General features: G+C 66.7%; 15 protein-coding genes and 1 other RNA gene. 7 read left to right on the top strand and 9 right to left on the bottom strand.

The genetic code is table 11. From position 1 onward, the window contains the following. Positions 1–5 precede the first annotated feature (5 nt). The 4 genes from ACQR1H_RS09035 to def form a co-directional block, all read right to left on the bottom strand. Complete coding sequence (locus ACQR1H_RS09035) at positions 6–2,063, bottom strand: methyl-accepting chemotaxis protein (RefSeq protein WP_434907434.1); 2,058 nt, start codon at positions 2,061–2,063, stop codon at positions 6–8. A 154-nt stretch (positions 2,064–2,217) separates the two neighbouring features. Continuing rightward, the gene (gene truA, locus ACQR1H_RS09030; RefSeq protein ID WP_434881936.1) at positions 2,218–2,955 is read right to left on the bottom strand and encodes a tRNA pseudouridine(38-40) synthase TruA; all 738 of its coding nucleotides are present in this window, start codon (positions 2,953–2,955) and stop codon (positions 2,218–2,220) included. 116 nt (positions 2,956–3,071) lie between these two features. Beyond that, a complete protein-coding gene (fmt, locus tag ACQR1H_RS09025; RefSeq protein ID WP_434907433.1) occupies positions 3,072–4,007 on the bottom strand; it encodes a methionyl-tRNA formyltransferase in 936 nt (311 codons plus the stop codon). A 137-nt stretch (positions 4,008–4,144) separates the two neighbouring features. Continuing rightward, entirely contained in the window at positions 4,145–4,672 is a 528-nt protein-coding gene (gene def / locus ACQR1H_RS09020) for a peptide deformylase (RefSeq protein WP_315800481.1), read from the bottom strand. 170 nt (positions 4,673–4,842) lie between these two features. Here def and ACQR1H_RS09015 point away from each other — a divergent pair, with 170 nt between their 5' ends. Beyond that, positions 4,843–6,075, top strand: coding sequence for a DNA recombination protein RmuC (locus ACQR1H_RS09015; protein ID WP_434907432.1), 1,233 nt, complete (start codon positions 4,843–4,845; stop codon positions 6,073–6,075). Between the two features lie 43 nt (positions 6,076–6,118). After that, positions 6,119–7,501 (top strand): AmpG family muropeptide MFS transporter, encoded by a 1,383-nt coding sequence (locus ACQR1H_RS09010; RefSeq protein WP_315800482.1) that lies wholly within the window; start codon positions 6,119–6,121, stop codon positions 7,499–7,501. Positions 7,502–7,667: 166 nt separating this feature from the next. Here the strand turns inward: ACQR1H_RS09010 and ACQR1H_RS09005 are convergent, their stop codons facing one another. The 5 genes from ACQR1H_RS09005 to ffs all read right to left on the bottom strand — a co-directional run bounded on the left by ACQR1H_RS09005 (position 7,668) and on the right by ffs (position 11,217). Further along, the gene (locus ACQR1H_RS09005; RefSeq protein ID WP_315800898.1) at positions 7,668–8,093 is read right to left on the bottom strand and encodes a hypothetical protein; all 426 of its coding nucleotides are present in this window, start codon (positions 8,091–8,093) and stop codon (positions 7,668–7,670) included. 20 nt (positions 8,094–8,113) lie between these two features. Then, complete coding sequence (gene recR, locus ACQR1H_RS09000; RefSeq protein ID WP_315715349.1) at positions 8,114–8,713, bottom strand: recombination mediator RecR; 600 nt, start codon at positions 8,711–8,713, stop codon at positions 8,114–8,116. A 25-nt stretch (positions 8,714–8,738) separates the two neighbouring features. Next, on the bottom strand, positions 8,739–9,059 hold the full coding sequence (locus tag ACQR1H_RS08995; RefSeq protein ID WP_315715348.1) for a YbaB/EbfC family nucleoid-associated protein: 321 nt from the start codon (positions 9,057–9,059) through the stop codon (positions 8,739–8,741). Between the two features lie 76 nt (positions 9,060–9,135). Further along, positions 9,136–10,974 carry a DNA polymerase III subunit gamma/tau gene (locus ACQR1H_RS08990; RefSeq protein ID WP_315800483.1) on the bottom strand — a complete coding sequence of 613 codons (1,839 nt, stop codon included), beginning with the start codon at positions 10,972–10,974 and terminating at the stop codon, positions 9,136–9,138. 146 nt (positions 10,975–11,120) lie between these two features. Further along, positions 11,121–11,217, bottom strand: an RNA gene (gene ffs / locus ACQR1H_RS08985) — signal recognition particle sRNA small type. A gap of 145 nt (positions 11,218–11,362) precedes the next feature. On the opposite strand from ffs, the gene ACQR1H_RS08980 reads away from it, so the two are divergent. The 5 genes from ACQR1H_RS08980 (at position 11,363) to ACQR1H_RS08960 (ending at position 15,290) form a co-directional block, all read left to right on the top strand. After that, positions 11,363–11,782: an HIT family protein gene (locus ACQR1H_RS08980; protein ID WP_315715346.1), complete on the top strand. Its 420-nt coding sequence runs from the start codon at positions 11,363–11,365 to the stop codon at positions 11,780–11,782. Positions 11,783–11,785: 3 nt separating this feature from the next. Next, positions 11,786–12,730, top strand: a complete 945-nt coding sequence (gene nudC, locus ACQR1H_RS08975; RefSeq protein WP_434907431.1) for an NAD(+) diphosphatase — start codon at positions 11,786–11,788, stop codon at positions 12,728–12,730. A 130-nt stretch (positions 12,731–12,860) separates the two neighbouring features. Then, complete coding sequence (locus ACQR1H_RS08970; protein WP_315715344.1) at positions 12,861–13,361, top strand: Lrp/AsnC family transcriptional regulator; 501 nt, start codon at positions 12,861–12,863, stop codon at positions 13,359–13,361. 112 nt (positions 13,362–13,473) lie between these two features. Next, positions 13,474–13,803: a hypothetical protein gene (locus tag ACQR1H_RS08965; RefSeq protein WP_315800486.1), complete on the top strand. Its 330-nt coding sequence runs from the start codon at positions 13,474–13,476 to the stop codon at positions 13,801–13,803. 20 nt (positions 13,804–13,823) lie between these two features. Beyond that, positions 13,824–15,290 carry a methyl-accepting chemotaxis protein gene (locus tag ACQR1H_RS08960; RefSeq protein WP_315800487.1) on the top strand — a complete coding sequence of 489 codons (1,467 nt, stop codon included), beginning with the start codon at positions 13,824–13,826 and terminating at the stop codon, positions 15,288–15,290. Positions 15,291–15,335: the final 45 nt, after the last annotated feature.

The following is a 15,335-nucleotide window of genomic DNA, read 5'->3' as shown; positions in this document are numbered from 1 at the left end:
TCCGATCAGGCGGCCTTCACCTCCGCCAGGAACTGATCGACCTCGCGGCGCAAATCCGTCGCCTGGCCGGCTAGGCTGGCAGCAGAATCGAGCAGTGAGCGCGCCGAGCCGCGGGTTTCGGCTGCGGCCGCGCTGACCAGCGCAATCGACGACGAGACGTCGTTGGTACCGCTCGCCGTCTGCTGCACGCTGCGGGCGATCTCGCGTGTCGTAGCGCTCTGCTCGGCCACGGCCGTCGCGACAGCTCCCGTGACGCCGCTGATCGTATTCACCACGGCTGCGATCTTCTCGATTGCGGCGACCGTGCTGCCGGTCTCGTCCTGAATCGCGGCGATCTGGCTCTCGATCTCTTCGGTGGCCTTGCTGGTCTGCGACGCCAGGCTCTTCACCTCGGATGCGACGACGGCAAAACCCTTGCCGGCCTCGCCTGCGCGCGCCGACTCGATCGTGGCATTGAGCGCCAGCAGATTGGTCTGCGAGGCGATGGCGCGGATGAGCTGGACGACGTCGCCGATGCGTGTCGCGCTGCCGGCCAGCGTGCGGACCTTGTCGGTGGTGTCGAGCGCCTGGCTGGTCGCGTTGGAGGATTCCGACGCGGCTTCCGCGATCTGCCGGGTGATCTCCTTCATCGAGGCGTCGAGCTCCTCGGAGGCCGCCGCGACTGTGTTGACGCCGGAGGTTGCCTGCGCCGCCGCATCGGCCACGGCGGTGGCACGTGACGCCGTGGTGCTGGCGGAGCCGTCGAGGGTCTCGGCCGAGAGTTTCAGGCCACTGGCGGCGTCGCTCAACCGGCCGCAGAGCGTGTCGATGACGTCGCCGAAGCGACGGGTGAGCGCCTCGATCTTTTGCCGCCGCGCATCGCGCCGCGCCTCGGCATCGGCACCCTGCAACGCCAGCCGATCGGCCTCGGCCGACTTCTCCTGCAGAACGCCGATGGCGTGGGCGAGCGTACCGACCTCGTCGGTGCGGTCGCGGTAGGCGATTTCCACATCGCGCGCGCCGCTGGCGATGCGCCCGATCAGCTCGGTCAGGTTGGACAGAGGCTTGATGACCCGAGCGTTGAACCAGAGTGTTCCGAGCGCAGCGGCGGCAATGTTGACGACGAGCAGAATGAGCGCCAGCACGAAGCGGAGCTGGGCGTCGCCGAGCGCGGCCTCGCTCTGGCGCAGCGCCTCGGTCAGCGCGGCATCACGCAGCGGCAGGATGGTGTCGAGGATCGGAAACAGCGACCGCAGGAATTGATCGGGGTCGAGCTCGAGCACCTTGCCGCGATTCGGCGCCACCTGCGACGTATACAGCTCGCCGCCGCGCGCCCAATAGCCGTTTTCCACCCCGGTCATCGCTGCGAAGATCGGCTTCTGATCGATCTCGGCAGCGGCAAGCTTAGCCGTCGCCCAGATCCGCTCAATGCGTCCCTTGAACGCGGCGAGCGCCTCGGCCGGCTCGCCGGCCATCGGCTGCTTGGTCGCGATCATGCGGATGAGCGTCGTGGTGGCGCGGCCGGCCCAGTCGCGCAGATCCCATCCGATCACGGCGAGCCGCGCGGCCTGGCCGACCGCGGGGTTGGCCGCATTGATCCGGCGCACGATCACCTCGACGTGGCTGCCGGTGGCTCCCTGGACCGTGAACATCTGCGGCACGTAGTCGCGGACGACAGCCTCAGACCGGGACGCCTTGGGCTCGGCCACGGCATCGAGCGCCGCGCCGCGCAGCGTGCGCAGCCTCTGCTCGATCGAATCGAGCGCTGCGACGTCCTCGCGAAGCTGCGCCAGGCTGCGCGCCTTGGCGAGCGCCTCATCGGAGCCGCCGGTGATCTTCTTGAGCCCCGCGAGCTCCTCCGCCGTCGCCGGGTTGGCCGATGCCAGTCGCGGATTGATCCAGGCGCGCTCCACATTGAGCTTTTCCGGGAGCCGCAGCATGGCGGCCAGCAGTTGCGCATCGGCGCCCGCTGTCCGGGCCGCTTGCAGCGAGGTCAGCTGCTGCCAGGCGAACAGCACGGTGGCGAGCAGGCCGATGACGGCCCCGAGCAGCAGAGAGAGCAGGAAGACTTGACGAATGCGCACGATCGACCTCGCTGGAGAGCAGCCTGAGGTCCGGATAGCAGGGAGGGATTCAATTTGAAGTTAATGAGGCCTATCGCGCAACTCGAAGCAGCAACTAATTAGGACAGCCTCTCGTCGCGGTACGCGACGGGCCGGGTTCCACGCGGGAACGACCTCAATAGTCGACCTTCACGAGATAGAGCCCTTCCGGTGGCGCGACGACGCCACAGGCGGCGCGATTGCGCGCGGCGAGCGCGGCGGCGAGATCATCTGCGGTCCAGCGGCCCTGCCCGACCCACACCAGCGAGCCGACCATCGAGCGCACCTGGCTATGCAGATAGGAGCGCGCGGAGGTGAGGATGGTGATCGCATCGCCGTCCCTCACGACATCGAGTTGATCGAGCGTCTTCTCCGGCGATTTCGCCTGACATTCCGCATCGCGGAAGGTCGTGAAATCATGCTTGCCGAGCAGCCGCTGCGCCGCCGCATGCATCGCCTCCGAATCCAGCCGCTGCGGCACGCGCCAGACGCGACCGACCTCGAGCGCAAGATTGGAGCGGCGATTGACGATGCGATAGCGATAGTGGCGCTTCCGCGCGGAGAACCGCGCTTCGAAGCTGTCGGGTACGATCTCGGCATGGAGCACCGCAACCGGGTTCGGCCGCAGATGCGCGTTGAGTGCGTCGCGCAGCTTGTCGGGGCGGAACTCCTTGGCGATGTCGCAATGCGCGACCTGCCCCATGGCGTGGACGCCGGCGTCGGTACGGCCAGAACCGTGCACGCGCGTCGGCACGCCGCAGGTCGCCTGCACCGCCGCTTCCAGCGCGCCCTGCACCGACGGCAAGGTCGCCTGCAGCTGCCAGCCGCAGAACGGCGCGCCGTCATATTCGATGGTGAGCTTGTAGCGGGGCATCGCCTCGATCGCGTTTGGCCGTCATTGCCGGGCTTGACCCGGCAATCCATCCATGGACGAAGCTTGTTCGCGAGATGGATGCGCGGGTCAAGCCCGCGCATGACGAGCTGAATTGGTCAGCCGAAGCGCAGGCCCGGCGCGACGGGCGTGCCGCGCAGGAAATCCGCGGCTTTCATCGGGCCCTTGCCGGCGCGCTGCAGCTCGGTCACGCGGATGGCGCCGTCGGCGCAGGCGATGGTGAGCTGCTCGTCGAGCACGGCGCCCGGCTCGCCCCGGCCGTCGGCGAGCGCGCAGCGCAGGATCTTCAAACGCACCGCCTCGCCATCGAGCATGACCTCGCTCCAGGCGCCGGGGAACGGCGACAGGCCGTGAATGTGACGCAGCACTGAATGCGCCGGCTTCGTCCAGTCGATCCGCGCCTCGGCCTTCTCGATCTTGGCCGCATAGGTCACGCCGCCCTCGGCCTGCTTCGTCAACGTCAGCCCGCCGCGCGCCAGCGCCGCCATCGCCCGCACCATCAGGTCGGCGCCGATGCGCGACAGGCGATCGTGCAGGTCGGACGCCGTCATCGCGTCAGTGATGGGCAGACGCTCGGCCATCGCGACGTCGCCGGTGTCGAGACCGACATCCATCTTCATGACCATCACGCCGCTTTCGGCGTCCCCTGCCATGATGGCACGGTTGATCGGCGCAGCGCCGCGCCAGCGCGGCAGCAGCGAGGCGTGGAGGTTGTAGCAGCCGAGTTTTGGTGCATCGAGAATCGCCTGCGGCAGGATCATGCCATAGGCGACGACGACGGCGGCGTCGGCCTGGTGGGCGCGGAACGCAGCCAGCGCGTCCTCGGTCTTCAGCGTCTTCGGCGTGAGCACGGGAATGCCGAGCCGCCGCGCCTCGGTCTCGATCGGAGTCGGGACCAAGGCCAAGCCACGGCGGCCACCCGGCTTCGGCGCGCGCGTGTAGACGGCCACGATCTCGTGGCCGTGGCCGGCGAGCTCGAGCAGGGTCGGCACGGCGAAATCCGGCGTGCCCATGAAGATCAGGCGAAGCGGCATCTGGTGCGCCCCTCAAGGCTTCATCCTGCCGTCATTGGCCGGGCTCGTCCCGGCCATCCACGTCGCAATGCCAACGCGAGAGGCAAGACGTGGATGCCCGGGTCAAGCCCGGGCATGACGGAGGAGAGAGTTGATCGTTACTCGCCGGCGCGCTTGGCGGCCTTGGTGAACTTCTTCATCACGCGGTCGCGCTTGAGCTTCGACAGATAGTCGATGAACAGCACGCCGTTGAGATGGTCGATCTCGTGCTGGATGCAGGTGGCGTAGAGCCCCTCCGCATCCTCCTCGCGGACCAGCCCGTCGAGATCGGTGAAGCGCACGCGCACACGCGCCGGCCGCTCGACCTCCTCGTAATATTCGGGGATCGACAGGCAGCCTTCCTCGTAGACCGACAGCTCGTCCGACTTGGCAACGATCTCCGGATTGATGAAGACGCGCGGCTCGCGCTTGCCTTCCCCGTTCGCGTCGGGCTTGGCCAGATCCATGGTGATGACGCGCAGCGGCTGCGCGACCTGAATCGCTGCGAGCCCGATGCCTGGCGCGTCGTACATGGTCTGAAACATGTCGTCGACCAGCTGCCGGATCTCCGGCGTGACCTTCTCGACCGGCTTGGACACCAGCCGCAACTGCCGGTCCGGCAGGATGATGATTTCTCTTAGGGACATGGCGCGCGATTTAAGCCGCGGAACCGGCGCGGTCAATGTGATGGCTCGCAGTTAAGACTTCGCTAACCATGAATTTCAATGTCTCGTTAACCATGATTCTTTACCCGGCCTTAACCATAAATGTTCTCTCTTCGTTCGCGAGCTCTTGCGAATCGGATAGATGGGGGGTGATGACCGCCAGCCAGTCCCTCAATCCTGTCGTCGTCATGATCGGCGATCTGCCCGTGCGCGCCAGCGACGCGCTGATCGGGTTTGGCGTGCTGGTTCTGCTCCTGCTGCTGATGATCGTCGCGGCCGTGGTGCGCTCCGGCCGGCGCGGCGCCGAGCTCGCGGCCCAGCAGGCGATACGCGCCGATGAGATCGAACAGCGGTTCGGCGAGATGATCCGGGTGCAGAGCGAGGCCTCCGGCCGGGTCGACGCGATGGCGCAGCTGCTTGCCGGGCGGCAGGTGGACCTGGCGCGCAGCGTCAACGAGCGGCTCGACGCCGTCACCCATCGCGTCGGCCAATCGATGGAGCAGACCACGCGCCACACCATGGATTCCTTGCGCGTGCTGCACGAGCGGCTCGGCATCATCGACAACGCGCATCGCGATCTCAGCGAGCTCACGACACAGGTCACGACCTTGCGCGACGTGCTCGCCAACAAGCAGTCGCGTGGCGCATTCGGCCAGGCGCGCATGGAGGCGATCGTCCAGGACGGGCTGCCGAAGGGCAGCTACGCCTTCCAGTACACGCTCGTCAGCGGCAAGCGGCCGGACTGCGTCGTGTTCCTGCCCGACACGCGGCCGCTGTGCATCGACGCCAAGTTTCCGCTCGAGGCAGTGACCGCGCTGCACGACGCGGAGACGGAGGACGAAAAGCGCGCCGCCGCGCAGCGGCTGCGCACCGACGTGCTGCGCCACGTCAACGACATCGCCGAGAAGTACCTCGTGGTCGGCGAGACGCAGGACACGGCGCTGATGTTCGTGCCGTCGGAGTCGGTCTACGCCGAGATCCATGACGGCTTCGACGACGTCATCCAGAGAGCCTATCGCGCCCGTGTCGTGCTGGTGTCGCCGTCGCTGCTGATGCTCGCGATCCAGGTCATGCAGCAGATCATGAAGGATGCGCGCATCCGCGACGCCGCCGACCAGATCCGCAACGAGGTGATCCATTTGGGCGACGACCTCGGCCGCCTGCGCGAGCGCGTGCTCAAGCTGCAGAAGCATTTTGGCGATGTCGGCGAGGACATCCGCCAGATCCTCATCTCCGCCGACAAGATCGAGAAGCGCGCCGCGCGGATCGAGGAGCTCGATTTCAGCAAGCCGGATGCGCCGGCGGACTCTCCGCGCATTGCGCCGGGCGCGGGCGCGACGCCGGACCTGTTTCCGCTGGCGGGGCGGATGCAGGCGGGGGAATGACCGCGGCGTCGCGAAAGCTGTCCAGATCTGCTACCACCCACCGATGACCGCACCTGACGCCGCCTCCGACATCAGAGCAACCGCTGCAAAGCCTGAGGCCAAGCCCGCCCCCACCTGGCGCGAGAGCATGGCCGTCTACCTGCAGCCGCGCGTGCTCGTGGTGCTGTTCCTCGGCTTCTCCTCAGGTCTGCCGCTGGCGCTGTCCGGCTCGACGCTTCAGATCTGGATGCGCGAGCTCGGCGTCGATCTCGGGACCATCGGGCTGTTCGCGCTGGTCGGCACGCCCTACACGCTGAAATTCCTTTGGGCGCCGCTGGTCGACGCGCTGCACGTGCCGCTGCTGACGCGCGCCTTCGGGCGGCGGCGCGGCTGGCTGGTGTTCGCGCAATTGCTGCTGATCGCGGCCATCCTGCTGCTGGCCGTGACTGACCCGGCGCATGCGCCGTTCATGGTCGCGCTGGCCGCGCTGCTGGTCGCCGCGATGTCGGCGACCCAGGACATCGTGGTCGATGCCTTCCGCGTCGAGAGCCTTCCGGAGAGCGAGCAAGCCGCGGGCATGGCGGCGTATGTCGCCGCCTACCGCATCGGCATGCTGGTCTCGACCGCCGGCGCGCTGGTGGTGGTCAGTGCATTCGAGAACTCGGGGTTGACGCGTCCGTCGTCCTGGATGTGGGGCTATGTCGCGATGGCCGGAATGGTGCTGATTGGCACGATCACGGCCCTCGCGGCGACCGAGCCGGCACAGTCGCAGCAGGCGGAGGCCGCGATGGGCGCGGACACCGCGCTCACCCGCGTGATGCATGCGGCCGCCGGAGCCTTCGTCGAGTTCCTCAGCCGACGTGATGCGCTCACGGCGCTCGCCTTCGTCGTGCTGTTCAAGTTCACCGACGCCTTCTCCGGCACGATGACCGCGCCGTTCGTGATCGATCTCGGCTTCAGCAAGGTCGACTACGCAGCGATCGTGAAAGGCGTCGGCCTCGCCGCCACGCTCGCCGGCGGCTTTGCCGGCGGCTTCGTCGCGCGGCGCTATTCGCTCGCCACCAGCCTGTGGATCGGCGGCATCGTGCAGGCGCTGGCCAACCTGTCGTTCTCATGGCTCGCCATCGTCGGCGTCAATCAATGGGCGCTGGCGCTGGCGATCTCTGCGGAGAACTTCACCAGCGCGATCGGCACCGTGATCTTCGTCGCCTATCTCTCTGCGCTGTGCCAGAATCCGCTGCACACCGCGACCCAATATGCGCTGCTCACCGCACTCGCCGCGGTTGGACGAACCTATCTGTCATCGGGCGCGGGCTATGTGGCGAAGGCGACCGGCTGGCCCACATTCTTCGTCATCTGCGCGCTCGTCGCGATCCCGAGCCTCGTGCTGCTTGCTTGGCTGCAGCGGCGCGGGCATTTCGATGAATTGGGGCCAGTGAAGGTCTAGCTGCCGCCTGGAGTTAGACTGTCATCCTCCGCGAAGGCGGGTGATCCGGCATTGCGGAGACGTCGGCGATCGACCGCGAGACCGCGGCGTACTGGATCGCCCGGTCAAGCGGGGCGATGACAGCGGAAATCGTGGCGTTGCATTCGCGTGAATGCTCCCAGCGGCCTCAACGCTTCACCAAGCTCCACTTGGTCACGACCGCCTCGCTCATCTGTCCCGCATCCTGCGCGCAGGCGATCTCGTCGACCTTGACCGCGATCTGCTTGCCGAGCAGCCCCTTGAGCTGCGACGCCTGCGCCGTGTTCGCGGTGACGAGCTGGAACGTCTCCGGGCCGGTCTCGAGATTGCACAGCCCGCTCGGCGGCGGCAGGCGGCGCGGCTCGCTGGTGATCTGATAGGCGGCGGAGGGCTGGCCCGGCTTGGCGCCTTTCAGCTTCAGCGCGTTCAGCTCGCCGGACAGCACGTCACCAGCATTGAGCGGCTTGCCGACCTTCTGCGGTGTCTCGCTCTGCTGCGCCAGGACGGACGGAGCCGAGAGCGCCACCCAAATCGCGCCCAAAGCCAGCCGTTTGCCGAATCCGCGTTTCGTCATCATTCCACTTTCGTCTGTGCCTAGAACAAGGTCCGCTGCCGCATCGCGGCCGAGAGCGTGCCTTCGTCGAGATAGTCGAGCTCGCCGCCGACCGGCACGCCATGCGCCAGCCGCGTGACCTTGACGTTCGCCTCCTGCAGGAGGTCGGTGATGTAGTGGGCGGTGGTCTGGCCATCGACCGTCGCGTTCAATGCGAGGATGATCTCCTGCACCTCCGGCGCATGCGCGCGCTGCACCAGCGCGTCGATGGTGAGGTCCTGCGGACCGACTCCGTCGAGCGGCGACAAGGTGCCGCCGAGCACGTGATAGCGGCCGTTCGAGGCCTTGGCGCGCTCCAGCGCCCAGAGATCGGCGACATCGGCGACGACGACGATCATCGCGGGATCGCGCCGCGGATCGGTGCACACCGTACAGGGATTCTGGGTATCGATGTTGCCGCAGGTCTTGCAGACCTGGATGCGGTCGATCGCGACCTGCAGCGCCGAGGCGAGCGGCACCATCAGCGCCTCGCGCTTCTTGATCAGATGGAGCGCGGCACGCCGCGCCGAGCGCGGCCCGAGGCCGGGCAGGCGCGCAAGCAGCTGGATCAGGCGTTCGATCTCAGGACCGGCGACGGCCATCAGTTCACGAATGTCATCGGGTCAACTAACCAAAACCGAAGCCTGGCGGCAGGCCGAGCTTGCCGGTGATGGCCTGCATCTTCTCCTGCATCGCGGCTTCCGCCTTGCGCCGCGCGTCGCCGTGCGCGGTGACCAGCAGGTCTTCCAGGATCTCGGCCTCCTCCGGCTTGAGCAGCGACGGATCGATCTTGATGCTCTTCACGTCCATCTTGGCGGTCATGCGCACGGCGACCAGACCGCCGCCCGAGATGCCCTCGACCTCGACGTTGCCGAGCTCCTCCTGCATTTCCTGCATCTTCGTCTGCAGCTGCGCCGCCTGTTTCATCATGCCGAGAAAGTCAGCCATCGGAGCACCTCATCATCAGCCTTCTTGTTGAGCATGATCTTTCGGAAGACCGGTTTCCACGTTTCCGGATCATGCTCTAGAAATCGTCATCGTCGGACTCGTCGGGCGGCTCGACAGCACTGGCGTCCGATTCGGGCGGCTCGGGGGCGAGCCGGCGCACTTCGACCACCTTGGTGCCCGGGAACCGCGCCAGGATCTCCTGTACGCGCGGATCGGCCTCCGCCGCCGCCTCGCGCTCGCTCTTGGCGCGCAGATTCTGCTCGCGCAAGGTCGCCTGACCCGGCTCGTTGGAAACGATCACCGTCCAGCGCCGGCCGGTCCAGTCTTCCAGCTTGCGGCCGAGGTCCGAGACAAGCGAGCGTTGCGCCGTCCGTTCCAGCGCGATCTCCAGCCGTCCCTCTTCGAAGCGGACCAGCCGCACGTCCATCTCCAGCGCGCTCTTGGTGATCAGGTCACGATTCTTGCCGGCCAACGCGACGAGTTCCTGGAAGCTCGCCAAGCGCAGCGCGGGCTGGTCCTGCGATGCCGGTGACGGCTGCGATGACATCGCCTGCGGGCGCATCGAACCGCCGACCGCGGCGAGCGTCGGGCCTTGCGCGCGCGGCGCCTGCATCGGCGCCGACGTCATCACAGGCGGCGTTCCCGCGCTCATGGTGGATGCCGGCGCAGGACGTGCCCCGCCGCCGTTCGTGACGATCGGCGAGCCACCACCGTTCTGGTCGATCATCCGAATGGCTTCGTCAGGCGTCGGCAGATCGGCCGCATAGGCAATCCGCACCAGCACCATTTCCGCCGCTGCAGCCGGGCGCGTCGCACCTTGAGTCTCGGCGATGCCCTTCAGCAGCATCTGCCACATCCGCGACAGCACGCGCATCGATAGCTTGGTGGCGAAGTCGCGCGCGCGCAGCCGCTCGGTCTCGCTGAAGGCGACGTTGTCAGCCGTGGCCGGCACGACCTTCACCCGGGTGACGAAGTTCACGAACTCGGCCAGGTCCGACAGCACGACCACGGGGTCGGCGCCGACGTCATATTGCTCGCGGAATTCCTTGAAGGCGGCGGCGATGTCGCCGCTGGCGAGATGGTGGAACAGGTCGATGACGCGAGTGCGGTCGGCGAGGCCGAGCATCTGCCGGACATCGTCGGCACGGACCTCGCCGGCGCTGTGCGCGATCGCCTGATCGAGCAGCGACAAGGAATCGCGCACCGAGCCTTCGGCGGCGCGCGCGATGATGCCGAGCGCCTCGGGCTCGATCGTCACGCCTTCCTTGGTCGCGATGCCCGAAAGATGTTTCATCAGCACGTCGGCCTCGACCCGCCTCAGGTCGAAGCGCTGGCAGCGCGACAGCACCGTCACCGGGACCTTGCGAATCTCGGTGGTGGCGAACACGAACTTGGCGTGCTCCGGCGGCTCCTCCAAGGTCTTCAGGAAGGCGTTGAACGCCGCCGTCGACAGCATGTGGACTTCGTCGATGATGTAGACCTTGTAGCGCGCGCTGGCCGGCGCATAGCGGACGCTGTCGTTGATCTGGCGGACGTCGTCGACGCCGGTATGCGACGCCGCGTCCATCTCCAGGATGTCCATGTGCCGGCTTTCCATGATCGCCTGGCAATGGGTGCCGAGCACCGGCATGTGGATCGTCGGGCCCTTCACCGAACCGTCGGGCAGCTCGTAATTCAGGGCGCGGGCGAGGATGCGGGCGGTGGTGGTCTTGCCGACGCCGCGGACGCCGGTCAGGATCCAGGCCTGCGGAATCCGGCCGGTCTCGAACGCGTTCGAGACGGTGCGCACCACGGCCTCCTGGCCGATCAGATCCGCGAAGCTGGAGGGGCGGTATTTGCGCGCCAGCACCCGGTAGGGCTTGGCGGGAGCGTCGGCGCTGTCAGGCGGAACAGGTGGGGCGCCAGCGTCAGTCATCGAGCGATCCGCAAGTGAGCATTCCAGTCCGGCATCGATCGCGATCGTCGACGCCATCAGCCTCGACGCAATCAACCGGAGCGCGGTCGAGCGCCCGCCCTGCGCGGGGTCCCCGCCATCTTTGCGCGATTCGCTCGAAAAAACAGGTAGGAGACTGACGAGCGACCCGATCCGGACCTCGTTAGGGCTGCTTCCTTCCGGACCTGACCCGGTTGGCGAGTGGCTCGTCCACCGCCAATCTCCCGCCGCCTATTTGGGGCCAAACGGTCCGGAAAGCAAGCGCGAGCTTCGCCGGCCCGCTCTACCGCCCCGCGGGCTTGTGCCGCAGCTCGGAAAGGCTTTAGGTGCCGTCGAGCTCCCCGCCTGACCATCCGCCAGGAACCGCCGCATGCCCGAATCAGCCTGGTCGCTGCATCCGCAACTTGCGAAGGATACGATCGACATTGGCGACCTGCCGCTGTCCCGCGTGCTGGTGATCAAGGACGCGAACTATCCCTGGCTGCTGCTGGTGCCGCGGCGCGAGGGCGCGGTCGAGATCATCGATCTCGACGAGGTCGCGCAGGCGCAACTGATGACCGAGATCACGCGGGCGTCACGCGCGCTCAAAGAGATCACCAAATGCGACAAACTCAACGTCGCCGCGCTCGGCAACATGGTGCCGCAGTTGCACGTCCACATCATCGCGCGACGCACAAGTGACGTGGCCTGGCCGCGACCGGTGTGGGGCGCCGCGCCGCCTGTGCCCCACGATGCGCAGGAGGTGCAGCAGTTCATCAGCGCTATCAGGCGCAAGATCTGGCTAGGGTGAGAGATGTCGCCATTCGACTTGTTTCCGCTGGGCAAGCCGGCCTTCGTCGGCCATCCGATCGATCGCGCCGCCCATCTGCGCTTCCACGACGACAAGCTGATTGCCTTCGAGAGCAAGCCGTCGACGCGGGCCTATGTCGTGCATCGCGATTCGCTGGTGCTGAAGCGCGAGGGCGACCAGCTGCGCGCGCTGCTGTCGATCGACGAGGCGCTGAAGTTCGGTGCCAATCCGGGAACGATCTTCCTCGGGCTGCAGGACGGAGCGGCCGTGTTCGGCATGGGCATCTCGCCGGCCGCGGTCGAGAAGCTCGCCCGGCGCGAGGACGTGTCCGTGACCGAGCTGCGCGGCATGGCGATGCAGGGCGCGATCCCGGTCGACCAGCTCGCCACCATCGCGATGGCCAAGTCCCTGGTGTCCTGGCATCAGCGCCACGGCTTCTGCGCCAATTGCGGCGCCAAGACCGCCATGCGCGAGGGCGGCTGGAAGCGCGAATGCCCGAGCTGCAAGACGGAGCATTTCCCGCGCACCGATCCGGTCGTGATCTCGCTGGTCGCCTCCGGCGACAAGTGCCTGCTCGGGCGGCAGAAGCAGTTTCCGACCGGCATGTATTCCTGCCTCGCCGGCTTCGTCGAGGCGGCTGAGACGATCGAGGACGCCGTCCGGCGCGAGGTGTTCGAAGAATCCGGCATTCGCTGCACCGACGTGACTTATTACATGACCCAGCCCTGGCCCTACCCGTCGTCGCTGATGATCGGCTGCAGCGCCCGGGCACTCAACGAAGACATCGTCATCGACCGCACCGAGCTCGAGGACGTGCGCTGGTTCAGCCGCGACGAGGCCCGGCAGATGCTGCTGCGGCAGCATCCGGATGGCTTGGCAGGACCGCACCCGTTCGCCATTGCTCATCATCTGGTCGGCCGCTGGCTGAAAGAGAACGACGAGCGGTAACAGGAAACCATCCTGCCTCGCCGCGGAAACGGCCAGACCCGGCGGCAAAGGGCTGAACGGCCGATCCTTGCCTTGGAACGATTTTCTCTATATGAGGGTCATATAGCCTTCATATGGAACAAATTTCTCCATGACCGATGTCGCCGCCCAAGGCTCCGAGGCCAATCGCCGGCTCGATGCGATTGACCGCAAGATTCTGATGGTCCTGCAGGAGGACGCATCGCTGTCCGTCGCCGAGATCGGCGATCGGGTCGGACTGTCGTCGACACCGTGCTGGAAGCGCATCCAGCGGCTGGAGGCCGATGGCGTGATCCTGCGCCGGGTGGCCCTGGTCGATCAGAACAAGATCGGGCTCGGCATCTCCGTGTTCGTGTCGGTGGAGAGCGCGGACCATTCCGAGGCCTGGCTGCGCAAATTCGCCGAGGCGGTCAGCTCGATGCCGGAGGTGATGGAGTTCTACCGGATGGCCGGCGACGTCGACTACATGCTGCGCGTCGTCGTTGCGGACATGCAGAGCTACGATGTCTTCTACAAGAAGCTGATCAGCGCGGTGCCCCTCAAGAACGTCACCTCGCGCTTCGCCATGGAGAAGATCAAGTCGGTCACGGCGCTGCCGGTGCCGCCGGTCTGAGCCGAGCATTCCGGGCCGCTTCGATGTTGCAGCGCTAGCGTCCCCAACCTCAGTCGTCATCCCTAACGAACGTTTACCGGAAGTTATTCCCATCCCTCTATTCTTGGATGCGATGACGTCCGGTGCAACCATACCTCAGTCTTCGCGCCCGTGGCTCAATGCCACGGCGCTTCTGATCGCGAGCTTTGTCGCGGTCGCCGCGCTGTCACTCCAAGTGCGCGCGGGGAGCGAAATCGTGGCCGTCGCTTTCCCACCCTGGTGGAGCGCGCAACACGCGATGCTCGCCGCGGCCTCGGCTGACGCCGCGCTCGTGCGCACAACGGCCATTTCATCGCTGCTGGTCGTTCGTCCCGGCGAACATGACGGCTCGGCGCGGCTGCGCGAGGCCGGAGCCTGGCTCATCATCGATCCGCAGGCGGTCTCTGCCTGCTTTGCAAAATGATCTCTTTGGGGGAATCGGAAATGAACGTCGAGACCAGCGATCTGGCAACCCTCCGGCACACGACCAGCAAGCTTCTGCTGGCGATGCTCTGGGTTCACGTTCCGCTCTCCCTCATCATCGGGCTGTCGCGCGGCGACTGGCTGATGCCGACCATGCTCATGGTCGTCATGGCAGTGGTGGCAACCCTTTCCTGGCGCAGCGCCGGCGACGCCTTGTCGACCCAGCTCACCGTCGCAGTCGCCGTCATGGGCGGCGTATCCGTGCTCGTCTACCAGATGTCCGGACATGCCTGGCAGATCGACCTGCACATGTATTTTTTCGCCGCGCTCGCCTGTCTGGTCGCATATTGCGACTACCGGCCGATCCTGGCCGGCACGGTCGCCGTCGCGCTTCATCATCTGGTCCTGAACTTCGTGTTTCCTGCAGCGATCTACCCGGGCGGCGCTGATTTCGGCCGCGTTGTGCTGCATGCGGTCATCCTGCTGATCGAGGCCGGCGTTCTCATCGCCCTTGCGCTCAAGCTGACGCAGCTGTTCGAAACCAGCGCGCGCAAGACCGCGGAAGCCGAATCGGCGATCGCTGCCGAGGCGCGCGCCAACGCCGAGCGGTTCGAGGCCGAGCAACGCGTCAAGCAGCAGGCCGATCTTGCCCGTCGCGAGCTCGCCGAAGGCTTCGAGCGCAAGATCGGCGGCATCGTCGAGGCGGTGGCCGTCGCCGCCAACGAGATGCAGAGCCTGTCCTCGTCGATGAGCCGGAGCAGCGCGGAGTCCTCGCGCCAGACGTCGGCCGCGGCCGGCGCCTCGCAACAGGCGTCGACCAATGTCGAGACGGTCGCTGCCGCAACGGAAGAGCTGACCGCGTCGATCAACAATATCTCACAGCAGGTGACGCGCTCAGCGGAGATCGCCGCGAAAGCGGCGGACGAAGCTCGCCGCACCAACACGGTGGTCGAGAGCCTGGCTGCCGGCACCCAGAAGATCGGCGAGGTGGTAACGCTGATCCAGACGATCGCCAGCCAGACCAACCTGCTGGCGCTGAACGCCACCATCGAGGCGGCGCGCGCCGGCGAGCACGGCAAGGGTTTTGCCGTCGTGGCAAGCGAGGTCAAGGCGCTCGCCAACCAGACCGCGAAGGCCACCGAGGAAATTTCCAGCCAGGTGCAGAGCATCCAGAGCGCAACGGGTGACGCCGTCTCCGCCATCCAGGCGATCGGGGGAACGATTGCCGAGATCGACGACATCTCCAAGGAGATCGCCACCGCGGTCGAGCAGCAGGGCCTCGCCACCGGGGAAATTTCCGGCAACGTACAGCAGGCGGCCGAAGGCACGCGGCTGGTCAGCCAAAGCATGGGCAGCGTGACCCGCGCTTCCGACGAGACCGGCAGCGCCGCCTCGCGGCTGCTGGAATCCGCGAACGGACTCACCTCGCAATCGAGCCGGCTCAAATCCGAGGTCGATCAGTTCCTGAGCTCCCTGAGGGCCGCTTGATCCCATCGAATGGGATGGGATCGGCGCGAGCATCGGCCCTAGCGG

The sequence above is a fragment of the Bradyrhizobium sp. HKCCYLRH2015 genome (genome assembly GCF_051168215.1).
In the GTDB taxonomy this organism is placed as follows: domain Bacteria; phylum Pseudomonadota; class Alphaproteobacteria; order Rhizobiales; family Xanthobacteraceae; genus Bradyrhizobium.
The sequence above is the reverse complement of the archived record's forward strand: the minus strand, read 5'-3'. Positions and strand labels throughout refer to the sequence as shown.